Source organism: Microbispora sp. CL1-1 (assembly GCF_012034195.1).
Classification (GTDB): domain Bacteria; phylum Actinomycetota; class Actinomycetes; order Streptosporangiales; family Streptosporangiaceae; genus Microbispora.
The window spans coordinates 11,944-33,348 of the sequence record NZ_JAATEK010000056.1 but is presented as its reverse complement, the minus strand read 5'-3'; the positions used below and the strand labels follow the sequence as shown (position 1 = coordinate 33,348).

At 72.2% G+C, this 21,405-nt stretch carries 23 protein-coding genes; 8 read left to right on the top strand and 15 right to left on the bottom strand.

Annotated features, from left to right (window positions below; all coding sequences use genetic code 11):
- Positions 1-6: 6 nt before the first annotated feature.
- Positions 7-171: a hypothetical protein gene (locus HCK04_RS36885; protein WP_168066566.1), complete on the bottom strand. Its 165-nt coding sequence runs from the start codon at positions 169-171 to the stop codon at positions 7-9.
- Between the two features lie 93 nt (positions 172-264).
- Positions 265-600: a helix-turn-helix transcriptional regulator gene (locus HCK04_RS36880; protein WP_142651970.1), complete on the bottom strand. Its 336-nt coding sequence runs from the start codon at positions 598-600 to the stop codon at positions 265-267.
- A 106-nt stretch (positions 601-706) separates the two neighbouring features.
- Here HCK04_RS36880 and HCK04_RS36875 point away from each other — a divergent pair, with 106 nt between their 5' ends.
- Positions 707-1,804, top strand: coding sequence for an NADH:flavin oxidoreductase/NADH oxidase (locus HCK04_RS36875; protein WP_142651969.1), 1,098 nt, complete (start codon positions 707-709; stop codon positions 1,802-1,804).
- 66 nt (positions 1,805-1,870) lie between these two features.
- Complete coding sequence (locus HCK04_RS36870) at positions 1,871-2,842, top strand: LLM class F420-dependent oxidoreductase (RefSeq protein ID WP_142651968.1); 972 nt, start codon at positions 1,871-1,873, stop codon at positions 2,840-2,842.
- Here HCK04_RS36870 and HCK04_RS36865 read toward each other — a convergent pair.
- Positions 2,833-3,795 (bottom strand): sulfite exporter TauE/SafE family protein, encoded by a 963-nt coding sequence (locus HCK04_RS36865; RefSeq protein WP_260617538.1) that lies wholly within the window; start codon positions 3,793-3,795, stop codon positions 2,833-2,835. The two genes, HCK04_RS36870 and HCK04_RS36865, sit on opposite strands and share 10 nt — an antisense overlap.
- 271 nt (positions 3,796-4,066) lie before the next feature.
- Here HCK04_RS36865 and HCK04_RS36860 point away from each other — a divergent pair, with 271 nt between their 5' ends.
- From HCK04_RS36860 to hypF, 5 genes are all read left to right on the top strand, one after another.
- Positions 4,067-4,987, top strand: a complete 921-nt coding sequence (locus tag HCK04_RS36860; protein ID WP_142651967.1) for an ROK family protein — start codon at positions 4,067-4,069, stop codon at positions 4,985-4,987.
- A 101-nt stretch (positions 4,988-5,088) separates the two neighbouring features.
- Complete coding sequence (locus HCK04_RS44495; RefSeq protein WP_142651966.1) at positions 5,089-6,711, top strand: SpoIIE family protein phosphatase; 1,623 nt, start codon at positions 5,089-5,091, stop codon at positions 6,709-6,711.
- A 16-nt stretch (positions 6,712-6,727) separates the two neighbouring features.
- Positions 6,728-7,735 carry a cobalamin-dependent protein gene (locus HCK04_RS36850; RefSeq protein ID WP_142651965.1) on the top strand — a complete coding sequence of 336 codons (1,008 nt, stop codon included), beginning with the start codon at positions 6,728-6,730 and terminating at the stop codon, positions 7,733-7,735.
- On the top strand, positions 7,735-8,061 hold the full coding sequence (locus HCK04_RS36845) for an STAS domain-containing protein (protein WP_168066563.1): 327 nt from the start codon (positions 7,735-7,737) through the stop codon (positions 8,059-8,061). Before HCK04_RS36850 ends, HCK04_RS36845 begins: the two co-directional genes overlap by 1 nt.
- A 24-nt stretch (positions 8,062-8,085) precedes the next feature.
- On the top strand, positions 8,086-10,434 hold the full coding sequence (hypF, locus tag HCK04_RS36840) for a carbamoyltransferase HypF (protein ID WP_142651963.1): 2,349 nt from the start codon (positions 8,086-8,088) through the stop codon (positions 10,432-10,434).
- Here hypF and HCK04_RS36835 read toward each other — a convergent pair.
- Entirely contained in the window at positions 10,320-11,186 is an 867-nt protein-coding gene (locus tag HCK04_RS36835) for a LysR family transcriptional regulator (protein ID WP_142651962.1), read from the bottom strand. The two genes, hypF and HCK04_RS36835, sit on opposite strands and share 115 nt — an antisense overlap.
- Positions 11,187-11,309: 123 nt before the next feature.
- Here HCK04_RS36835 and HCK04_RS36830 point away from each other — a divergent pair, with 123 nt between their 5' ends.
- Positions 11,310-12,029: an SDR family oxidoreductase gene (locus HCK04_RS36830; RefSeq protein WP_142651961.1), complete on the top strand. Its 720-nt coding sequence runs from the start codon at positions 11,310-11,312 to the stop codon at positions 12,027-12,029.
- 13 nt (positions 12,030-12,042) lie between these two features.
- Here the strand turns inward: HCK04_RS36830 and hypE are convergent, their stop codons facing one another.
- From hypE to HCK04_RS36775, 11 genes are all read right to left on the bottom strand, one after another.
- The gene (gene hypE / locus HCK04_RS36825) at positions 12,043-13,167 is read right to left on the bottom strand and encodes a hydrogenase expression/formation protein HypE (protein WP_312845791.1); all 1,125 of its coding nucleotides are present in this window, start codon (positions 13,165-13,167) and stop codon (positions 12,043-12,045) included.
- Entirely contained in the window at positions 13,164-14,288 is a 1,125-nt protein-coding gene (hypD, locus tag HCK04_RS36820) for a hydrogenase formation protein HypD (protein ID WP_142651960.1), read from the bottom strand. The genes hypE and hypD overlap by 4 nt, the downstream gene beginning before the upstream one ends.
- A 7-nt stretch (positions 14,289-14,295) precedes the next feature.
- Positions 14,296-14,544: a HypC/HybG/HupF family hydrogenase formation chaperone gene (locus HCK04_RS36815; RefSeq protein WP_312845790.1), complete on the bottom strand. Its 249-nt coding sequence runs from the start codon at positions 14,542-14,544 to the stop codon at positions 14,296-14,298.
- Positions 14,519-14,926, bottom strand: coding sequence for a hydrogenase maturation nickel metallochaperone HypA (locus HCK04_RS36810; protein ID WP_142651958.1), 408 nt, complete (start codon positions 14,924-14,926; stop codon positions 14,519-14,521). The genes HCK04_RS36815 and HCK04_RS36810 overlap by 26 nt, the downstream gene beginning before the upstream one ends.
- A gap of 123 nt (positions 14,927-15,049) precedes the next feature.
- Positions 15,050-15,526, bottom strand: coding sequence for a hydrogenase maturation protease (locus HCK04_RS36805; RefSeq protein ID WP_142651957.1), 477 nt, complete (start codon positions 15,524-15,526; stop codon positions 15,050-15,052).
- An 8-nt stretch (positions 15,527-15,534) separates the two neighbouring features.
- Positions 15,535-16,812: a hypothetical protein gene (locus HCK04_RS36800; protein WP_221890024.1), complete on the bottom strand. Its 1,278-nt coding sequence runs from the start codon at positions 16,810-16,812 to the stop codon at positions 15,535-15,537.
- Entirely contained in the window at positions 16,809-17,459 is a 651-nt protein-coding gene (locus HCK04_RS36795; RefSeq protein ID WP_142651956.1) for a DUF6084 family protein, read from the bottom strand. The genes HCK04_RS36800 and HCK04_RS36795 overlap by 4 nt, the downstream gene beginning before the upstream one ends.
- 2 nt (positions 17,460-17,461) lie before the next feature.
- The gene (locus HCK04_RS36790) at positions 17,462-18,079 is read right to left on the bottom strand and encodes a DUF5947 family protein (protein WP_142651955.1); all 618 of its coding nucleotides are present in this window, start codon (positions 18,077-18,079) and stop codon (positions 17,462-17,464) included.
- A complete protein-coding gene (locus HCK04_RS36785) occupies positions 18,076-18,579 on the bottom strand; it encodes a NifU family protein (protein WP_142651954.1) in 504 nt (167 codons plus the stop codon). The genes HCK04_RS36790 and HCK04_RS36785 overlap by 4 nt, the downstream gene beginning before the upstream one ends.
- Complete coding sequence (locus tag HCK04_RS36780; RefSeq protein WP_142651953.1) at positions 18,576-20,351, bottom strand: nickel-dependent hydrogenase large subunit; 1,776 nt, start codon at positions 20,349-20,351, stop codon at positions 18,576-18,578. Before HCK04_RS36780 ends, HCK04_RS36785 begins: the two co-directional genes overlap by 4 nt.
- A complete protein-coding gene (locus HCK04_RS36775; RefSeq protein ID WP_142651952.1) occupies positions 20,348-21,400 on the bottom strand; it encodes a hydrogenase expression protein HypE in 1,053 nt (350 codons plus the stop codon). Before HCK04_RS36775 ends, HCK04_RS36780 begins: the two co-directional genes overlap by 4 nt.
- Between the last annotated feature and the right edge of the window lie 5 nt (positions 21,401-21,405).

The window sequence follows — 21,405 nt, the reverse complement described above, 5'->3', positions numbered from 1 at the left end:
CGGCCGTCAGCCGAGGTCGCGGCTCGCCCTGTGGGCGTGACGCTGTGCCCAGGACGCGAGGCGTGACCAGCGCCGGGCCGCGACCAGGCGGTTGGCGACGCGGGCGTCGTCGGCCTCGCGGTGCAACTCCGTGAGGCGCTCGGTGGCCAGGGAGTAGTCGTAGAACATCATTACCGTCCAGCTCGCCGTTGTAACTGTCTTAGATTTCTTAGCCAGTCACAAAGGTACGGCAAAGTGCGTAACTGGTCAAGTTGGTTTGGACGGTTACGTCGCCCTGGCGGCCTGGGCGTCGTACGCGCGGACGACGGTGTCGAGCAGGCCGGGGAAGAGGGCGTCGAGATCCTCCCGGCGCAGCGAGCTCATCTTCGCGGTCCCCCGGTAGACCTGCCTGATCACGCCCGCCTCGCGGAGCACGCGGAAGTGGTGGGTGGTCGTCGACTTGCTGACCGCGAGGTCGATCGCCGAGCAGGAGGATTCGCCGTTGCCGGCGAGGAAGCGCACCACCTGGAGGCGTACGGGATCGGACAGCGCGTGCAGGACGGCCTCCAGCCGGATCTCGGAGGGATCCGGGTGGTCGAGCGTCCGGGGCTGGGGCGTCATCGCGGCCCTCCTTGTACGACGTTCGTCGTAGTTTGACATCTCTCGTACTACGAAGATTATCGTACAAAGGTCGCCGTGATGAGGACCGTGACGAGAGGAGAGCGGCGTGAGCGCGTTGTTCGAGCCCCTGAAACTGCGGGACCTGACCATTCCCAACCGCGTCTGGATGCCGCCGATGTGCCAGTACAGCGCGGCGATGGAGGGGCCCGGGCAGGGCGTCCCCACCGACTGGCATCTCGCCCACCTCGGCTCCCGGGCGGCGGGCGGGGCCGGTTTGATCATCGTCGAGGCCACGGCCGTCTCCCCGGAGGGCCGGATCAGCCCCGCCGATCTCGGGCTGTGGAACGAGCGCCAGCAGGAGGCGTTCGGCCGCATCACCCGGTTCGTCACCGAGCAGGGCGCGGTGCCCGGCATCCAGCTCGCCCACGCCGGGCGCAAGGCGTCCACCGGCCTCCCGTGGCGGGGCGGCGGGCCGGTCGGCCCCGATGACCACGGGTGGCGGCCGGTCGCGCCCAGCCCCATCCCCTTCGACGAGGGCTATCCGGTGCCGGAGGAGCTGAGCGAGGCGGAGATCCGGCGGCTGGTGGACGCCTTCGCCGCGGCCGCCCGCCGCGCGCTCGCGGCGGGCTTCACGGTGGTGGAGATCCACGGCGCCCACGGCTACCTGATCCACGAGTTCCTGTCGCCGTTCAGCAACCGGCGCACCGACGCGTACGGCGGCACTTTCGAGAACCGGGCTCGCCTCGCGCTCGAGGTGGCCGACGCGGTGCGCGCCGTGTGGCCGGACGAGCTGCCGGTGTTCTTCCGGATCTCGGCCACCGACTGGCTGAGCGAGAACCCCGAGGACCCCCGCGAGGGCTGGACGGCCGGCGACACCGTACGGCTGGCCAAGGAACTGCTCGCCCACGGGGTGGATCTACTCGACGTCTCGACGGGCGGCAACGTGCCGGGTGCCCGCATCCCCCTGGAACCGGGTTATCAGGTGCCGTTCGCGGCCCGGGTGAAGGCGGAGACCGACATCGCCGCCTCGGCCGTCGGGCTCATCACCGAGCCGCGCCACGCGGAGGAGATCGTGGCCTCCGGGCAGGCCGACGCGGTGATGCTCGGGCGTGAGCTGCTGCGCAACCCCTACTGGCCGAACGACGCGGCGGGCGAGCTCGGCGCGCGTGGGCGCTGGCCGGTCCAGTACCACCGGGCGCTCTGAACGGGCTCGGCCGGGCGCCTCGCTGTTCGAGTCATCGGCCGTACGGACATGGGTAGGGGTCGTCGTATGGCAGAGATCGGATTCACCCTCATGTCCGAGCAGTCGCCCGCCAAGGAGCTGGTGGAGGACGCGGTCGCCGCCGAGCGGGCGGGCTTCGGCTACGCGGTCGTCTCCGACCACTACTTCCCGTGGCTGGAGGAGATGGGCCACTCTCCGTACGCCTGGTCGGTGCTGGGCGCGGTGGCGCAGGCCACCGAGCGGCTGCCGCTGATGACGTACGTGACGTGCCCGATCATGCGGTATCACCCGGCGGTGGTGGCGCAGAAGGCCGCCACGATGGGGGTGCTCAGCGACGGCCGCTTCACCCTCGGCGTGGGCGCGGGCGAGAACCTGAACGAGCACGTGATCGGGCACGGCTGGCCGCCGGTCAACACCAGGCACGAGATGTTCCGCGAGGCCATCGAGGTCATCAAGGAGCTCTTCCAGGGCGGCTACCGCAACTATCGCGGCGAGTATTTCGACATCGACTCGGCCCGCCTGTTCGATCTGCCGGAACGGCCGGTGCCCGTCGCGGTCGCCGCGTCCGGCGACCAGTCGGTGGACATCGCGGCCGAGCTCGGCGACGGCCTCGTGGCGACGGACCCGGACGGGTCGCTGGTGGAGAGGTTCGCGGCGTCCGGCGGCGAGGGCAAGCCCGTCTACGGCCAGCTCGCCGTCTGCTACGACCCCGACAGGGACGCCGCGGTCGAACGCGCGCACCGCCTGTGGCGCTGGTCGGTGGCCGGCTGGAAGGTCATGTCGGAGCTGCCCGCGCCGGTCAACTTCGCCGCCGCCACCGAGACCGTGCGGCCGGAGGACGTGGCGGAGAAGGTGCCCTGCGGCGCGGATCCCGGGGCCGTGGTCGAGGCCGTACGGAAGTACGCCGAGGCCGGTTTCACCCACATCGCGCTCGTGCAGATCGGACGGGAGCGCCAGCGGGAGTTCTTCGAGTGGTCGGAGAAGGAGCTCCTGCCCGCCCTGCGTGATCTTCAGACGTGAGACGAGGTCTGGGCCTCCCGCCTCCAGGGGAGCGCGGGCAGGCCGCACCGCACCCGCAGGACCATCCAGAACGCCGGGGCGAGCAGCAGCACGGCGACCAGCGCCCAGATGGTCTGGGTGTTGCCGGCGCCGAACATCTTCAGCGCCGAGGCGAGCAGCACGAACGCCAGGACGCGGCGGATCAGCCCGCCGGGGGCGCGTGAGGAGATCCGCGAGCCGAGGTAGACGCCGGGGATTGACCCCACCAGCAGCGCGACCGTGATCGACAGCGTGAACTCGCCGAACAGCAGGTGCCCGAGCGCGGCCGACATGACGAGCGGCACGGCCTGCACAAGGTCGGTGCCGACGAGCTGGTTGGCCTTCAGGGCGGGATAGAGCGCCAGCAGGGCCACGATGATCAGGGAGCCGGAGCCGACCGAGGTGATCCCGACCACGAGCCCGCCGACGGCTCCCACCAGTGCGGTCGGCAGCGGCCGTACGGCGACGGAGGGCATCTCGGTCGCGGCCGGTTCGCCGGGAGCGGCGGTGCGGCGGCCGGTCTCCGGGGTGCGGCCCTCGGCGCGGTCGCGCATCGCGAGATAACCGCGTACGGCCAGGCCCCCGGCCGCGATGAGCAGGGCGATGCCGAGACCCTTCTCGATCACCTCCTGCACGGCCTCGCCCCGGCCCAGCGCGCGGGCGATGAGCACCCCGCAGAACGCCGCGGGGACCGAGCCCGCGCACAGCCAGGCGACGAGCCGCAGGTTGACCGTCCCCCGGCGCAGGTGCACGAGACTGCCCACCGGTTTCATGACGGCGGCGGCGACGAGGTCGCTGGAGACGGCGGCGAGGGGCGGCACGCCGAAGAACGTCACGAGCATGGGCGTCATCAGGGCCCCGCCGCCCATACCGGTCAGGCCGACGACGACGGCGACCAGGAACGAGCCGATCGCCATGGTGTAGTCGAAATGCACCCGCTAACCCTACCTAACCCATCGGAATTACGGATACCCCCATCTTGTGGTGAACCTTTCGTGCTTAACCGGTTCGGCCGATCACTCGCGGCGTACCCCGCGACGGGCCGGTCACCCGCGCTGGCCGGGCCTTCTCGCGGAGGCGGAGACTCGCGGGAGTACCGTAGGGATCACACAGGTGATCAGCCGTTGACGTGGTGGTGGCCCACCCAATACCTTGGCCGCACCTTATCCGGTTAAGTATGGCGATGGAGGGGCTGGGGATGCGGCGATGACCGTCCTCGCGGTGGACATCGGCGGCACGAAGTTCGCCGCCGCGGCCGTCGCGCCCGACGGCGAGATGCTGGCCCGCGCCGAGGTGCCGCTGGGCGGCCCCGGGTCGGCCGACCGTACGCTGTCCGAGGTCGTGGGCCGGATCACCGAGCGCGTGCCGCCCGCCCGGCTCGACGGCATCGGAGTGGGCTCGGCCGGGCCGCTCGACCCCCGCAAGGGCACGGTCAGCCCGGTGAACATCCCGGCCTGGCGCGAGTTCCCGCTGGTCGACACGCTCCGCGAGGTGCTGCCCGGCCGGCCCGTACGGCTCGCCGGAGACGCCCAGTGCATGGCACTCGGGGAGTGGTGGCGCGGCCTGGGCGGCGACGGCGCGGCGCGGAGCCGGGCCATGCTCGGCATGGTGGTCTCCACCGGCGTCGGCGGCGGCCTCGTCCTCGACGGCGTGCCGTACGTCGGCCCGACCGGCAACGCCGGGCACATCGGCCACATCACCGTCGATCCCGGCGGCGAGCCGTGCCCCTGCGGCGGCGTCGGCTGCGTCGAGACCATCGCGAGCGGGCCCGGCATGGTCCGCTGGGCCACCGCGAACGGCTGGACCGGTGCGGATGCCAGGGCGCTGGCCGCCGACGCCCGGACCGGGCACCCCACCGCCGTGACCGCCTTCCGGCGCGCGGCCGACGCGCTGGCCACCGCCGTGCTCACGGCGTCCGCCCTGTTCGACCTCGACCACGTCGTCATCGGAGGGGGCGTGGCCGCCGCGGGGCCGATTCTGTTCGGCCCGCTCAGGCGGGCGATCGAGAGGAACGCCGGGCTCGGCTTCCTGCGACGCCTGCGGGTGGACCCGACCTCCCTGGGACGCGACGCCGGGCTGTTCGGCGCCGCCGCCCTCGTCCTGCTACAGGACGACCCCTCCGAGTGAGCGCGGGCACCTTCCACATCGGCGCATCCGGGCAGAGGAGGGGCAAAGGTACCCTGGAGTAACTGACAGGAATCGGGGGCCACCATGACGGGAACGCACAGGTGAAAGGCGCCACCGGTTCGGCAGGCCCGCCACATGGGGCGGTCAGGCCGGCTCCCGACCTCCTGACGGCGCTGCTCGACGGCAGCGCCGAGGGCGTCGTGCTGTGCGACGCTGACGGCGTCGTGACGCTGGTCAACGCGGCGGCGGTCCGCCTGATGCCCGGAGTCGAGCCGGGCCTGCCCGCGCCCGCGCCGCTCGGGCCCGTCCCGTCCGCCCCCGAAGGCCGGACCATGATCCACGGCGGCCGGGCGATCCGGATTCGCGCCGAAGCGGTCGGCGACGGCCGCCTCGCCTGGTATCTCTCCGATCTGGACGCGGCGCCGCGGACCGAGTTCCTGCTGGAGGCCGGCCGCCGCCTGTCCGCCTCGCTCAACCCGCACCGGTGCGCCAGGGCCGCGACGGAGCTGGCCGCCGACTTCCTGTGCGACATGGCGGTCGTGCTGCTGCCGTCCACCGCCCGCCGCCGGATGGAGTGGGTGCGCGCCGTCTCCGGCCGGCCCGGCGCGGAGGAGGGCACTCTGCCGGCCGCCGAGGCGGCGGAGGTGCCCGGCCTGACCGACGCGCTCGCGGGCCTGCGGCACGGTGGCACAGGGCTGCATGTCCCAAGAGACACAGGGCTGCAGGATCCGGGCGGCGCGCCGGAGTGGCTGCTGCCGGAGGGGTTCGGGCCCCTGGGCCACCTGCTGGTGCTCCCGCTGCCCGGCAACGGCGTGCCCGCCGGGGCGATCGTGCTCGCCCGCCGTGCTGGGCGGCCGCCGTTCTGCGACGACGACCAGAGGATGGCGCGCGACCTCGCGATCCGGGCCGGTGCCGCGATCTCCGCGGCCTCCCTGTTCCGGGAGCAGAGCACGATCAACGCCATCCTGACCGGTGATCTGCTGCCGCCGGACCTGCCGGAGATCGAGGGCATGCGGGTGGCGGGCCGGCTGCGGGCCTCGCAGCAGGCCGGCGCCATCGGCGGCGACTTCTACGACGTCTACCTGCCCGACGCGGCTACCGGCGACGGGATCGTGGAGCGGCCGCCGCTGGTCATCCTGGGCGACGTCTGCGGCAAGGGCGCCCGCGCGGCGGTCCTGGCCGGTCAGGTCCGCCACAGCCTGCGCACGCTGCTGCTGCTGGAAAGCCGCACCGACCGGCTGCTCGAACTGCTGAACCGGTCGCTGCTCGCCTCCCCGTCGCCGCACTCGTACGTGACGATGATCCTGGCCGCGCTGCGGGCCGCACCCGGCGATCACGTGCTGGTGGACCTGGCTGTGGCCGGGCACCCGCCACCGCTGGTCCTGCGCCGGGACGGCACGGTGGAGGAGGTCGCCGCGCGGGGGTCCATCCTCGGCGCGTTGAAGCAGATCAGCCTGTGGCCCGTCACACTCGATCTCGCACCCGGCGAGGTGTGCCTGCTGTACAGCGACGGCATCACCGAGGCGTTCGGCGGCCCGAGCGGCCGGGAAATGTTCGGTGAGGAACGGCTGAAGGCGGCGCTCGCCACCTGCGCGGGAATGCCGGTCGAGGCCCTGGTGGAACGGCTGGAACAACTCAGCACGGAATGGCTGGGCGGCGCTCCTGCCACCGGCTTGCAGGACGACCGCGCCCTGCTCGCCGTACGCGCGGGGAGACAGGGGTGACGGCAGGGATGACGACATGGTGACGACGGACCTGGCGGCGGCGACGGAGCACTACCTGGACCTGATCGGCCGGGCCGACGAGTACGGCGCGGTCGACCTGGTCCTGGGCCTGATCGACGAGGGCGTGCCCGCCGAGGACGCGCTGCTGCGGGTCGTCGCCGCCGGCCAGCGCCGGGTGGGCGAGCTGTGGGCGTCGAACGAGTGGACGGTCGCGCGCGAGCACGGCGCGACCGCGGTCAGCGAGCGCGTTGTGGCCGCCGTCAGCGGGCGCGTACGCCCCGCGGCGACCCGCGGCCGGGTGGCCGTGGCCTGCGCCGACGGCGAATATCACGCGCTGCCCGCCCGCATCATGGCGGAGGTGCTGCGTCTGCGGGGATGGCGGGTCGACTTCCTGGGGGCCAGCGTGCCCGGCCCGCACCTGATCACCCACCTGCACCAGACCGGGCCCGACGTGGTCGCGCTCGGCTGCACGCTGGCCACCCGGCTGCCCCGCGCGCACGCCACCATCTCGGCCTGCCAGGCCGTGGGCGTTCCCGTGCTGGCCGGTGGGGCGGGGTTCGGCGCCGACGGCCGCTACGCCCGCCTGCTCGGCGCGGACGCCTGGGCGCCCAGCGCCGACGCCGCGGCCGACCGGCTCGCCGCCGGGCTGCCGTCGTTTCCCGCCGCCCACGACGGCGCCGCCGCGGCCCGTCTCGGCGGCGAGGAGTACGCCTATCTGGCCCGGCACCGCGCCGAACTGCTGTCCCGCGTCATGGACAGGCTCGGGGACGACACCGGCGAGGATCTCGGTCACATCGCCGACTATCTGATCGCCGCGATGTACGTCCACGACCCCGCGCTGTTCACCGGCTTCGTCACCTGGACCTGCCAGGTCCTGGCGGCCAGGAACGTGCCCGCGGAGTCCGTCGTGCGCGGGCTGCGTGCTCTCCATGATGTGCTGACGGACTGCCCCGACACCCGCCTGGTGCTGGACGAGGGCGTCGCCGCGGCATGTGCCGATCAACGAGCAGAGACGAGGGTCTGATGCAGGACACGCCCGCGTTCCGGGTCGAGTCGCTCACTCCCGAGCCCGGCACGGCGCGCCTGGTGATGACCGGCGAGCTCGACTTCACCACGACGGACGAGGCGTCCGCGGAGGTGGCCAAGGCGCTCGCGGAGGGCGTCGGCGTGCTCGAACTCGACCTGGCGGGGCTGAAGTTCATCGACTCGTCGGGCATGGCGGTGGTGATGGACGCCTACACCGGCGCGCAGGAGCGCGGGACGGCCTTCCGGATCGTCGCCCTCACCCCCTATCTGCGCCACCTGATCGAGGTCGTCGCTCTCGACGACGTGCTCGACCTGCCCGCCTGATATCCGGGCTGAGACAATGGGCGGGTGAGCAGGCGTGCCGTCGCCGTCCGGATCGAGGGGATCGTGCAGGGGGTCGGCTTCCGGCCCTTCGTGTACGGCCTCGCCACGCGGCTCGGCCTCGCCGGGGTGGTCGGCAACGACGAACGCGGGGTCTTCATCGAGGTCGAGGGCGGCAGCGCGCCGGTCGAGGAGTTCCTGGCCGCGCTGACCGGCGACCCGCCGCCGCTGGCGGTCATCGAGCGGATCAGCACGGCCCCGGCGCCCGTCACCGGCCGCGGCACATTCGTGATCGCGCCGAGCGCGGCCGGTGGGGACCGGCACGCGCTCGTCTCGCCGGACGTGGCGACCTGCGACGCCTGCGTGCGCGACCTGAGCGACCCGGCCGACCGCAGGTGCGGCTACGCCTTCACCAACTGCACCGGCTGCGGCCCGCGCTTCACCATCGTCCGCGACGTGCCCTACGACCGGGCCACCACCACGATGGCGGGCTTCCGGATGTGCGCGGACTGCGCCCGCGAATATCACGACCCCGGCGACCGGCGCTTCCACGCCCAGCCCGTGTGCTGCCCCGCCTGCGGCCCCCTGCTGCGGTTCGTGGGTCCCGAGGGACCCGGTGATCCGCTCGCGCGGGCAGTACGGCTGCTGCGGGAGGGCGGCGTGCTGGCGGTCAAGGGACTCGGCGGCTATCACCTGGCGGCGCTCGCGGCGGACGAACCCGCCGTGGCCGCGCTGCGGTCGCGCAAGCACCGCGAGGACAAGCCGTTCGCGGTGATGACCGGCGACCTGGCCGCGGCGCGGCGGCTGTGCGTGGTGGACCCGGCCGAAGAGCGCCTGCTGACCGGCCCCGCCCGCCCCGTCGTGCTGCTGCGGCGGCTCGATGACTTACTCGTGGCGCCGTCCGTGGCACCCGGCAACCGGTGGCTGGGGGTGCTGCTGCCGTACACCCCGCTGCACCACCTGCTGCTCCGGGGGGTTGGTGAGCCGATCGTGCTGACCAGCGGAAACGTGTCCGACGAGCCGATCGCCTACCGGGACGACGACGCCCTGGAACGGCTCGGCGGCATCGCCGACGCCTTCCTGACCCACGACCGCCCCATCCACATCCGTACGGACGACTCGGTCGTACGGGTCTTCCGGGGCCGTGACCTGCCGATCAGGCGGTCGCGGGGATACGTGCCCCACCCGCTGCCGCTCGCCGTCGCGGCGGCCCGGCCCGTGCTCGCCTGCGGCGCCGAGCTGAAGCACACGTTCTGCCTGGTCAAGGGTGACCGTGCGTTCGTCTCCCACCACATCGGCGACCTGGAGAACTACGAGACCCTGCGGTCGTTCACCGAGGGAGTCGAGCATTTCCGGCGGCTGTTCGACATCACGCCCGAGATCGTCGCGCACGACCTGCACCCCGACTATCTGTCCACCAAGTGGGCGCTCGACCAGGACGCGGACCTCGTCGGCGTGCAGCACCACCACGCCCACATCGCGTCCTGCCTGGCCGACAACGGCGTCGATTGCACGGTCGCGGGCCCGGTCGCGGGAGTGGCCTTCGACGGCCTCGGCTACGGCGCGGACGGCACGCTGTGGGGCGGCGAGTTCCTCGTCGCCGACCTGACCGGCTTCGAACGGGCGGGCCACCTCGCGCCGGTGCCGATGCCCGGGGGCGTGACCGCGATCCGGCAGCCCTGGCGCATGGCCGCCGTCTATCTCGACCTCGCCTACGACGGCGACGTCCCCGAAGACCTGGACGTCGTACGGCGCAACGCCGGGCAGTGGGCGGCCGTCGTCGCGCTGGCCCGCCGGGGCGTCAACTCGCCTCTCACCTCCAGCATGGGCCGCCTGTTCGACGCGGTGGCGGCGGTCGCGGGGGTCCGCGACGCGATCACCTACGAGGGCCAGGCCGCGGTCGAGTTCGAGCAGCTCGCCGATCCCGGGGTGGACGACGCCTACCCCTGCCGCCTCGTCGAGACGGGAGCGGGGTTCACCGTGCCGGGCGCGGAGCTGGTCCGCGCGGTCGCCGACGATCTGCGGGCGGGCGTGCCCCGCGACGTCGTCGCCGCGCGGTTCCACAACGCCGTGGCCCGCGTCGTCGCCGACGGCTGCGCGCTGATCAGGACGGCCTGCGGCCTGTCCACGGTCGCGCTGTCCGGCGGGGTGTTCCAGAACCTGCTGCTGCTCGGCCGGGCCGTGACCCTGCTGGAGGAGCGCGGCTTCACGGTGCTCACCCACCACCGCGTCCCCCCGAACGACGGCGGCGTCAGCCTCGGTCAGGCCGCCGTCGCCGCCGCGATGGCGGCGAACTCGCCGATCAGCGGGGTGCGGCGGGAGCTGTCCCAGGCCAGGCACACCTGGTTGGGCGGGATGTCGGCGACCGGCACGTAGGTGACGTCGGGCCGGGTGTAGAAGGTCACCACCGACAGCGGCAGGACGATGATGCCGTGGCCCGCGGCGACGTGTTCGAGCTTCTCCTCCACGGCGTGGAAGACCGGCGCGGGGCGACGCGGAGCCGAGCCCCGCAGCTCGGTCGCGACGTCGCGCCACTCGGGCACGGCGTCGGGGTGCTGGAGGAGGTGCTCGTCGGCGAGGTCGGCGATGCCGATCGCGTCCTTGCCCGCCAGACGGTGACCGGAGGGCAGCACGGCGACGCGCGGCTCGTCCATCAGCGGCCGCACGCGCAGCCCGCGCTGGTCGATCGGCAGGCGCACATAGCCGATGTCCACCCGCCCGTCGCGGATGGCGTCGGCCTGGTCGTCCCAGGTCGTACGGACGACCTCCACCGTCAGGCCGGGGTGGCGTTCGCGCAGCGCCCGGACCGCCGGAGTGACGATCAGCCCGGGCATGAACCCCACGGTGAAGGTGTCGGCGCCGCGTGCGGCGCGGCCGACCCGCCGGCGCAGCGCCTCGGCCGAGGCCAGCAGCGGGCGGGCGTCGGCGAGCAGTTGCTCGCCCGCGCGGGTGAGCTCGGTGGCCCGCCTGTCGCGCACGAAGAGCTGCACCTTCAGCTCGCTCTCCAGCGCCCGGATCTGGCGCGACAGCACGGGCTGCGCGATGTGCAACGCCTCGGCCGCCCGTCCGAAGTGCAGCCGCTCGGCCACCGCGACGAAATATCGCAGCTTTCGTAGATCGACGTCCACCAGCGCATCCTCTCGGCTCTGATGCCCTCAGGGTATTACAGGCGAGGCAGAGGGTCTTGGACGGCGGCGCCGGGGCGGGCCCATCCTGAAGGGGTCGAGATCCCCTAACCACAAGGACGAGTCATGGATCTGCAGGGGCAGCGCGTCGTCGTGCTCGGCGGCACATCGGGCATCGGACTGGCCACCGCGGAGTCGGCCGCGCGACAGGGCGCCGTGGTCACGGTCGCCTCCAGCAGGCCTTCCAGCGTCGAGCGGGCGCTGAGCCTGCTGCCGGACGGCTGCGAGGGCCGGGTCGCCGACCTCACCGACGCGCGGGCCGTGGGCCGGCTCTTCGAGGACCTGGGCGAGTTCTCCCACCTCGTCTACACGGCCGGTGAGCCGCTGACGATGATGCCGGTGGACACGCTCGACCTCGACGCGGCACGCGACTTCTTCGGGCTGCGTTACTTCGGCGCGCTGGGGGCGGTCCGCGCCGCCCTGCCGTACCTGCGCAAGGACGGCTCGATCACCCTCACGACCGGCATCGCCAAGGACCGGCCGGGCCCGGGCTGGGCGGTCGCGGCGAGCATCTGCGGCGCCATGGAGGCGCTGACGAAGGCGCTGGCCGTCGAGCTCGCGCCCGTCAGGGTGAACGTCGTGTCGCCCGGCTTCGTGCGGTCGCCGCTGTGGTCGGCGATGGGAGAGGAGGAGCGCGAGCGGATGTACGCCGGCATCGGCGCCTCGATCCCGGCGGGGCGGGTCGGCGAGGTCGAGGACATCGCCCGCGCCTATCTGTTCCTGATGACGGAGCCGTTCGCCACCGGAACCGTCCTGACCGTGGACGGCGGCAACGTGCTCGTCTGACAAACGTGCCCGTCTAACAAATGCGGGGCAGTGGGTCGCCGACCAGAACGTCGACGATCCGGGTGCCGCCGAAGGCGGTCTTGAGCAGCACCAGACCCGGGGGGTCGTCCTGGACGCGGCCGACGATCGCGGCGCCCTCGCCGAGCGGATGGCTCCGCAGCGCGGCGAGCGCGGCGTCGGCAACGCCCCCCTCCGCGTCCCCGTCCCCGTCCCCGTCTCCGTCCCCGGCTACGACCACGACCATCCGGCCCTCGCAGGCCACGTAGAGCGGGTCGATGCCCAGCAGCTCGCAGGCCCCGCGTACGGCGGGCCGTACGGGCACCGCGTCCTCCTCGACCACGACGGCGACGCCGGAGGCGCGGGCGATCTCGTTCAAAATCGTCGCCACGCCGCCCCGGGTCGCGTCCCGCAGGCACCGCACCTTTCCGCCCACGGCGGCCAGGAGGGCGGTGACCAGGCCGTTGAGCGGGGCGGTGTCCGACGTCACGTCGGCCTCGATGTCCAGCTCGCCCCGGGCCAGCATGATCGTGACGCCGTGCTCGCCGATCGGGCCGGACACGAGGACGGCGTCGCCGGGCCGGGCGTGCGCGACACCGAGAGGCGCATCCCGCTCCAGCAGTCCGACCCCGGCCGTGGTGACGTAGCAGCCGTCGGCCTTGCCGCGCTGCACCACCTTGGTGTCCCCGGTCACGATCGACACCTCCGCCGCCGCGGCGGCCCGCGCCATCGACGCGCTGATCCGCCGCAGGTCCTCGACCGGGAAGCCCTCCTCCAGGACGAAACCGGCCGACAGGTACAGCGGCCGGGCCCCGCACACCGCAAGGTCGTTCACGGTGCCGTTGACGGCGAGGTCGCCGATGTCGCCGCCGGGGAAGAACAGCGGGGAGACCACGTAGGAGTCGGTCGTGAACGCGAGCCGCGCGCCGCCCGCGGCGAAGACCGCGCCGTCCTCCAGCGGTTCGAGCAGCGGGTTGCGGAACGCGTCGAGGAACACCGCCTCGATCAGCGTCTGGGTCGCCTTGCCGCCCGCGCCGTGGGCCATCGTGATGTGCTCCTCGCGCACGCGGGCCTTCCGCTGCCGGGCGCGGTCGATGCGTTCGAGGACCTGTTCCTCGCGGGTCGCCCGGGTCTCGGTCACCTCGTGGCCTCCCTCACCCGCTGCCGGGAGAAGCGGCCGAAGTTGTAGTAGGCCGCGCAGGCGCCCTCGGATGACACCATGCAGGTGCCGATCGGCGTCTCCGGCGTGCAGGCCGTGCCGAACACCTTGCACTCCCACGGTTTGAGCACGCCCTTGAGCACCTCGCCGCACTGGCACGCCTTGGGGTCGGCCACCCGGTTGCCGGGGATGTCGAACAGCCGCTCCGCGTCGTACGCCGCGTACTTCTCCCGCATGCGCAGCGCCGAGTGCGAGATGAAGCCGAGGCCCCGCCACTCGAAGTAGGGCCGCAGCTCCATCACCTCGGTGATGGCCCGCAGGGCTTTGACGTTGCCCGCCCACGGCACGACCCGGGCGTACTGGTTCTCCACCTCCGACCGGCCCTCGGCGAGCTGGAGCAGCAGCATGTAGACCGACTGGAGGATGTCCAGCGGCTCGAACCCCGCCACGACCAGCGGCCTGCCGTAGTCGCGGGCGATGAACTCGTACGGCCGGCAGCCGATGATCGTGGAGACGTGGCCGGGGCCGATGAAGCCGTCGAGACGCAGGTCGGGCGAGTCCAGGATCGCCTTGATCGCGGGAATGATCGTCACGTGGTTGCAGAAGACCGAGAAGTTCCGCACGTCCTCGGCCGCGGCCCGCAGCACGGTCATGGCGGTCGACGGCGTGGTGGTCTCGAACCCGATGGCCATGAAGACCACCCGGCGGTCCGGCTCGCGGCGGGCGATCTTCAGCGCGTCCAGCGGCGAGTAGACCATGCGGATGTCGGCGCCCTGGGCCGTGGAGTCGAAGAACGATCCCCGCCCGCCCGGCACCCGCATCATGTCCCCGAACGACGTCATGATCACGTCGGGCTGCTCGGCGATGTGGATCGCGTCGTCCACGCGGCCCATCGGGATCACGCAGACCGGGCATCCGGGGCCGTGCACCAGCGTGATCGTCTCGGGCAGGTAGTCCTCCAGCCCGTGCTTGTAGATGGTGTGGGTGTGGCCGCCGCACACCTCCATGAACTTGTAGGTGCGGCCCGGCTCGCACAGGCTCGCGATCCTGGCGGACAGCGCCCGCGCCTTGTCCGCGTCGCGATACTCGTCGACGAAGCGCATGGGTCCTTCACCTCTCTATGGACGAGTCACGCAGCGCCGCCAGCTCGTCCTCGTACGCCTGGCCGATGCCCTCCAGGAACTCCAGCGCGGCCCTGGCCTCGGCCTCGTCGATCTTCGACAGCGCGAAGCCGACGTGGATCAGGACCCAGTCGCCTGGCCGCAGCGGCTGACCGTCCAGCAGGCCGATGTTGACGACCCGCCGCACCCCGCTCACGTCGACCCTGGCGAGGTCAGTCTGACCGGGCGGGATCTCCACGATCTCGCCCGGAATGCCCAGGCACATAGGACACCTCCGCAGTGGCGCCGGGGTCGAGCTGGACGGATTCGAGGACGAGGCTGTCCCCGCCCTCGCTGTCGATGTCGATCCCGCCGCACAGGCCGCAGATCGTGAGCGGGTCGGCGCACAGGGCGGAGTGCCCGCAGCCCCGGCAGATGAGCCGTACGGGCTCGACGACCAGGTCGAGCGCCGCACCCTCGGCGACCGTGCCCGCGGAGGCCAGGCAGAACGCCTGGTCGAGGGCCTGCGGGGCGATGCGCAGCAGCGCGCCCGCCCGCACCCGGGCCCGGCGCACCCGCCTGCCCTTGGCCCGGCGCTCCACGGCCTCGAGCACGGCCTCGGCGATCCCGAACTCGTGCATCAGGGTCACATCCTTCTGATCCGCAGATAGCGCCGGATGTCGGGCAGCGACTGGACGACCAGCGCGGCCACCAGGGCTGCCACCAGCATGAGGACCAGGCGTTTCAGCATTTCCCCAACCCCTTCATCTCCCCGCCTCCTTCGCGAACTCGTGCGTGATGAGTGCGAGCACGAGGTCGGCGGCCTCGGGGACGGCCGCCGCGACCGGCGGGCTCAGGTCCATCCCCGGCGTCACGTCGGCAGGCTCGCAGCCGACGAGCAGGACCCTGCCGCCCCACGGGAGATCGAGCCCGGAGGCCAGGGTGAGCACCGCCTCGGGCGTCATCGCGTGCGCGTCCACGAAGGCCCGCTCCGCGTCCGGGCAGGCCGGCGCCACGACGCTGAGCGTGCCGGGGGCCAGCCCCGACGGCACCGCGTCGACGAGGATCGTGAGGTCGTATCCCGAGGTCAGCTCGTAGGCGAGGTGGATGCCGCGGATGCCGAAGTCGCCGACCCGCACCCCGTCGGGCACCCCGGCGGCGGTGAGGCGGCGGGCGACCGCCACGCCGAAGCCGTCGTCGCCGAGGAAGACGTTCCCCACGCCGGCCACCAGTGTTCTCATGCCGGTCTTCATAGGGGTTCCACCTCGTCCGGCGCGAAATAGAAGAACCGCCGCTGCTCGCGCTGCAGGTCGGAGCCGGGATCGTCCTCCAGCGTGACGGCCAGGTGGCGCACGCCGTCCACATCGAGGAACACCGCCTCGACCAGGGCGGTCCGCCCGGCCAGGAACATGTCCTGCGCGTCGGCGCGGCGGTGGCCCGGCCGCAGCCGCACCCGGCTGCCCCTGGCGATCCGCACCCCGCCCACGGTCACGGACTCGTCGTCGGGCGTCGTCCGCGCGGGGACCTCCAGGTGACGGATGGCGCCGTGGAGCCGTTCGAGCAGCTCCGGCGGCAGGTCGGCGGCCCGTTCGAGGATCTCGGCGGCACGCGGGTCGGTGACCCGCGCCTCCCGCTTCTCCTCCTCGGTCAGGGTCAGCGTGCGCAGCGTGAGCAGCTCGTCGATCTCCGTCGAGTCGAACAGGTCGCCCGGGCTCTCCGGCGCGATGGCCGGGTGGTCGTACAGGATGATCGGCGAGGACAGCACGACGTCGCGGCGGCCGGCCTCGCCCACCAGCACCGGCCAGGTGTTCTCGTTGCGGCACTGCCGCGCCGCCGCCTCGGCCCACATCGGCGGGTCGAGCAGCGAGACGAACGCCCCTCCGCTCACCCCGATCAGCAGGTGGGCGGCGACCAGCGAGCGGCGCAGGGCCTCCTCGCGCGGCGCGTCCGCCCGCTCCCAGTGGGAGGTGTTCTCCACCTCCACCCGCAGCCGCACCAGCCCGTACGGCCCGGGCAGCCGCTCGGCGGAGATCCGCAGCTCCGCGTCGAGCGGCTGGTGCTCGCAGACGATCCGGCCGGTCCGCTCGCCGCCGGGGCCCGCGATGTTCTCGATGACGCGGTCGGCCAGCACCTGGACCTCGATCGTGCAGGGCCTGGCCGTCACGCGGGCCAGGGACACCGTGGTGCGGGCCTCCCGCTCGGTGGCCTCGTCGAAGCTGAGGTAGTCGCGTCCGCCGACGGTCAGCTTCGGGACGGGCCAGTAGCCGTCGTCCTCCTCCCGCTCGACCGTCCTGCTCCTGACGTGCAGGAACCGCAGCCGCACGTCGATCCGGGCGTCTCCGGGGGCCTCGAGAAGGCACTCGGTCGCGCTGCCCGACGGCTCGCCGGGGTAGTTCGGCGGCACGAGCACGCCGAACTGCCAGCGCATGCGGTTCTTGGCGGCCGAGGCGCGATAGGGATAGAGCAGGTAGCCCTCGTACAGCACGGCGTCCGCGACGCGGCGGGCCGCCTCCATCGGCACGGTCACCGTGCTCCCTCCTTCATGCGCGCTTCCTTCAGGAGGGCATCGACCGCTTCGTCCACCGTGGCGAGGACCCGTTCGGACTTGAAGCGGAGAAGTTCGCGTACGGTGTCGCGGCGCAGCCGCAGCCACCCCGAGCCGGGGAAGGCGGTGTCGATCGTCTCGCGCCACACCGCGACCGGCAGGCGGTGGCGGGTCTCGCAGTCCCAGGGGATCTGCCGCATGCTCACCCCGCCGCCCGAGCGGGCCAGCACGGTGCCGCTGAACAGCAGCAGCAGCGGGATCTCGCCGTCGTCCAGCGAGGCGAAATATCGGCCCGCGGCCACCTCCAGGTCATATCCGCACGGCACGGGCAGGTCGATCTCGGTGCTCGTGGTGAAGGCGGGCACCATCGCCTGCGCCATGGCGAACTGCACCGGCCGCAACGTGTCACCCCACCGGGACGGCGCGCCGAACAGGTCCGCAAGCAGCGCCGCCTCCCTCGGCCCGTACGGCCTGCGGTGCGGCTCGATCCTGATCTGGCAGCGCAGCGCGATGGCGTGGACGCCCTCGGGGGCGGGGTCGGTGACGCGCAGGCGGAAGACGAGCGTGGGCGAGGCCGCGTACGGCTCGGGCCGGGCGTCCAGGCAGTCGAAGCGGAGACCGTCGTGCAAGGTCAAACCTCCTTCAGAACACGGGCCCGCCGGCGCAGGGCGGCGAAGAAGCCGTCGATGGCCTCCCACGCCTCCCGCCCGCCGTCGAAGCCCTTCCAGTGCAGCCTCACGAGGCCGACGAGCCGATAGCAGGCGTCGATCGGCACGAGATGGCAGGAGAACGAGCCGTCGGGGGCCCGGTCCACCAGCAGGGCCTCGACGTCGGGCTCGGCGTCCGCCAGCTCCGGGTTGGCCGCGAGCACCCGTTCCCAGGTGGCGAGTGGGAGCAGCGATTCGGTCGCCCCGGCAGGGCTGGGATAGAAGGCCACGGTCCGGCCGAGTGAGGAGTTGCGGAAGAAGAACGCCGTACGCACCGGGATGCCCAGCTCGTCCCAGTCGGCGGGGGAGACCCGGAAGGACGGCGCGTAGCGGAAGCGATCGGGCACGGCGCGATAGCGCCCCCGGCGGACGAACAGCAGGCGGCAGCCCCGGCAGGCGCACACCAAGGCCCGGGTCTCCAGGTCGACGACGTGCCCGTGCCCGGCCTCCAGGGGTTCGGCGCACATCTCGCACCGCTCCACCGCCTTGGCTCGGGCCGTCTCGGCCCGGGAGGAGCGGAAGCGGCGCAGGCCGGTGCTCATGACGGGCGCCTGCCGATCTGCAGCAGCGGCCTGGCCTCGGCGCTCTCCACGTCGACCCGCGTCACCTCGGGGGCCACCCGGGCGATGGCGCGCTCGATCGACTCGGTGACGGCCGCCCGTGACGAGGGGCAGCCGCAGGCCCCCTCCAGGCGCAGCCGTACGACGCCGTCCTCCACGCCCAGCAGCTCGGCCCCGCGACCATGCGGGTGGCCGTCGAGTGCGGCCCGCACCCGCTCGGCGGTGGTGAGCGGGTGCAGGTCGTGCAGCACGAGCAGGCCCGAGACCAGCGGGTCGTCCACCAGCGCGCGCAGCGTGCCGGCCGCCCCGGTCTCGGTGACGATCGCCATGACCCGTTCGAGGCCCGCGCCGTACAGGCCGACGATCTCCCGCACGAGCTCCTCGGCGGTGGTGCGGGCCCCGCCGTCCGTCAGCGCGCCGAGCAACAGCTCGATGCGCTCCCCGGTGGCGGCGACGTCGTACGTCATGGCCTTGTGGGTCATGGCGTCCCCGGGAACGCGTGCGGGCTGTGCACCACGCGCAACTGCTTTCCCCGGCCGAGATACATGTGGACGCCGCAGGGCAGGCACGGGTCGAAGCTGCGGACGGTGCGCATGATGTCGATGCCCTTGAAGCTCTCCGGCGGGTTCTCCTCGAAGATCGGCGTGTTCTGCACCGCGTCCTCGTACGGCCCCGGCGTGCCGTACGAGTCGCGCACGCTGGCGTTCCACGGCGTCGGCGGGTACGGGTGATAGTTGGCGATCTTCCCGTCCCTGATCACCATGTGGTGCGACAGCACGCCCCGCACGGCCTCGGTGAAGCCGCAGGAGATCGCCTCGTCGGGCACGGTGAACGGCGACCAGGTCTGGGTGTGCCCCTGGCGGACCTCGCCCAGCGCCCGCTCCGCGAAGTGCAGTGCGCACGCGGCGGCGTACGCCTGGAAGTACGTCCTGGCCCGGTTGCGCTCGATCGCGTTGGACAGCGGCTCGCCGTTCCACTGCGGAATGCGCCACTCGAACGTCCGCTCCGGCCGGGTCGCCGTCTTCGGCAGGTTGATCTCCACGCTGTGGCCGGTGGACCTGACGTAGCCGATGTCCACGAGGCCCGACAGGGCGGTGACCCACAGGCGGGCGAGCGGGCCGCCGCCGGTGTCGAGCGCGAGCAGGTCGCGCCCGTCGAACCAGCGCGGCGACATCACCCAGCTGTACTTGTCGCCGAAGTCCCGCTTCTGCGGGTGCGGGATCGTGTGCTGGTTCCACGGGTGGCGGATGTCCACCGGGTTGCCCAGCGGGTCTTCGGTGACGAACGGCTCCTGGCCGGCCCAGTCGTCGTAGTAGGAGCTGCCCAGCAGGATGCGGATGCCGAGGTTGATGTCCACCAGGTCGTTGGTGACGAGCTTCCCGTCCACCACGATGCCCGGGGTGACGAACATCTTCCGGCCCCAGGCGTTCATGGTGCGGTAGTCGAAGGTGCAGTGCTCGGGGTCCTGGAAGCTGCCCCAGCAGCCGAGCAGCACGCGCCGCCGGCCCACCTGCTCGTAGCCGGGCATCGCCTCGTAGACGAAGTCGAACAGGTCGTCGTGCATCGGGACGACCCGCTTCATGAACTCGACGTACCGCATCAGCCGGGTGAGGTAGTCGGTGAAGACCTGCACGGTCGCCGCGGTCCCCACCCCTCCGGGGTAGAGCGTGGAGGGATGCACGTGCCTGCCCTCCATCAGGCAGAACATCTCGCGGGTGGTGCGGCTCATCGCCAGCGCCTCGCGGTAGAACTCGCCCTCGAGCGGGTTCAGCGAGCGCATGATGTCGGCGATCGTGCGATAGCCGTGGTCGGCCGCGTGCGGGGCCTCGGTGCGTTCGGCCCGCGCCAGCACGCCGGGGTTGGTCTCGCGGACCATCTTCTCGCAGTAGTCGACCCCGACCAGGTTCTCCTGGAAGATGTTGTGGTCGAACATGTACTCGGCCGCCTCGCCGAGATTGATGATCCACTCGCCGATGGGCGGCGGGCACACGCCGTACGCCATGTTCTGGGCGTACACCGAGCAGGTCGCGTGGTTGTCGCCGCAGATCCCGCAGATGCGGCTGGTGATGAAGTGGGCGTCGCGCGGGTCCTTGCCCTTCATGAAGATGCTGTAGCCGCGGAACACCGACGAGGTGCTGTAACACTCGGCGACCTCGCGGTTGGCGAAGTCGACCTTCGCGTAGATGCCGAGGCTCCCGACGATCCGGGTGATCGGGTCCCAGGCCATCTCGACCAGTTCGCGTTCCTGGGTCATGATCCACTCCAGGGGGCCTGGTAACCGGTGAGCAGCTCGCGGCTCTTCGTGCGCCACTTCGGCTCTTTGTCGACCGTCCTGAACGTGATGCCGCGCAGCGTCCGGATCACCGTGCCGTACGCCGTGCTCGCGGTCGACGAGACGCGGGCACCGGGTGGTTCGTCCATGAACGGCATGAACTTGTCGGGGAAGCCCGGCATCGTGCACGCGATGCAGATGCCGCCCACGTTGGGGCAGCCGCCGACGCCGTTGATCCAGCCGCGCTTGGGCACGTTGCACTTCACGACCGGCCCCCAGCAACCGATCTTCACCAGGCACGTCGGCGAGCCGTACTCGGTGGCGAACTGGCCCTGCTCGTAGTAGCCCGCCCGGTCGCAGCCCTCGTGCACGGTCTGGCCGAACAGCCAGGCAGGGCGCAGCTTGTCGTCCAGCGGGATCATCGGCGCCTGCCCGGCGAGCTGATAGAGCAGATAGAGGATCGTCTCCGACAGGTTGTCGGGGTGGACCGGGCAGCCGGGCACGTTGACGATGGGCAGCCCGGCCTTCGACCGCCAGTCCCAGCCCAGGTAGTCGGCCACGCCCATCGCCCCGGTCGGGTTGCCCGCCATCGCGTGGATGCCGCCGTACGTCGCGCAGGTGCCGGCGGCGAGCACGGCGGTCGCCTTGGGCGCGAGGCGGTCGAGCCACTCGCTGGTCGTCATCGGCTGACCGGTGTCGGGGTTGTTGCCGAACCCGCACCAGTAGCCTTCGCGCTTGATCGACTCGTTGGGGATCGAACCCTCGATGACCAGCACGAACGGCTCCAGCTCACCGCGGTCGGCCTTGAAGTACCACTCGATGAAGGTGTCGGCGCCCTGCGTCGGGCCGCACTCGAAGTCGATCAGCGGCCAGTGCACCGCCACCTTGGGCAGGCCGGGCAGCGCGCCGAGCACGATCTCCTCGATGCTCGGCTGGGTCGCGGCCGTGAGCGCGACCGAGTCGCCGTCGCAGCTCAGCCCGGCGTTTATCCACAGGATGTGGACGGGCTCTCGCTGTTGGTCAGCCGTCATCGTCG

Bases quoted from the DNA above. Each gene is read 5' to 3' on its own strand.
- HCK04_RS36785 (WP_142651954.1), bottom strand. From the start codon at position 18,579: ATGACCCACAAGGCCATGACGTACGACGTCGCCGCCACCGGGGAGCGC.
- HCK04_RS36870 (WP_142651968.1), top strand. From the start codon at position 1,871: ATGGCAGAGATCGGATTCACCCTCATGTCCGAGCAGTCGCCCGCCAAG.
- HCK04_RS36805 (WP_142651957.1), bottom strand. From the start codon at position 15,526: ATGAGAACACTGGTGGCCGGCGTGGGGAACGTCTTCCTCGGCGACGAC.
- HCK04_RS36810 (WP_142651958.1), bottom strand. From the start codon at position 14,926: ATGCACGAGTTCGGGATCGCCGAGGCCGTGCTCGAGGCCGTGGAGCGC.
- HCK04_RS36880 (WP_142651970.1), bottom strand. From the start codon at position 600: ATGACGCCCCAGCCCCGGACGCTCGACCACCCGGATCCCTCCGAGATC.
- HCK04_RS36850 (WP_142651965.1), top strand. From the start codon at position 6,728: ATGGTGACGACGGACCTGGCGGCGGCGACGGAGCACTACCTGGACCTG.
- HCK04_RS36780 (WP_142651953.1), bottom strand. From the start codon at position 20,351: ATGACCCAGGAACGCGAACTGGTCGAGATGGCCTGGGACCCGATCACC.
- HCK04_RS36845 (WP_168066563.1), top strand. From the start codon at position 7,735: ATGCAGGACACGCCCGCGTTCCGGGTCGAGTCGCTCACTCCCGAGCCC.
- hypD (WP_142651960.1), bottom strand. From the start codon at position 14,288: ATGCGCTTCGTCGACGAGTATCGCGACGCGGACAAGGCGCGGGCGCTG.
- HCK04_RS36790 (WP_142651955.1), bottom strand. From the start codon at position 18,079: ATGAGCACCGGCCTGCGCCGCTTCCGCTCCTCCCGGGCCGAGACGGCC.
- HCK04_RS36830 (WP_142651961.1), top strand. From the start codon at position 11,310: ATGGATCTGCAGGGGCAGCGCGTCGTCGTGCTCGGCGGCACATCGGGC.
- HCK04_RS36885 (WP_168066566.1), bottom strand. From the start codon at position 171: ATGATGTTCTACGACTACTCCCTGGCCACCGAGCGCCTCACGGAGTTG.
- HCK04_RS36775 (WP_142651952.1), bottom strand. From the start codon at position 21,400: ATGACGGCTGACCAACAGCGAGAGCCCGTCCACATCCTGTGGATAAAC.
- HCK04_RS36860 (WP_142651967.1), top strand. From the start codon at position 4,067: ATGACCGTCCTCGCGGTGGACATCGGCGGCACGAAGTTCGCCGCCGCG.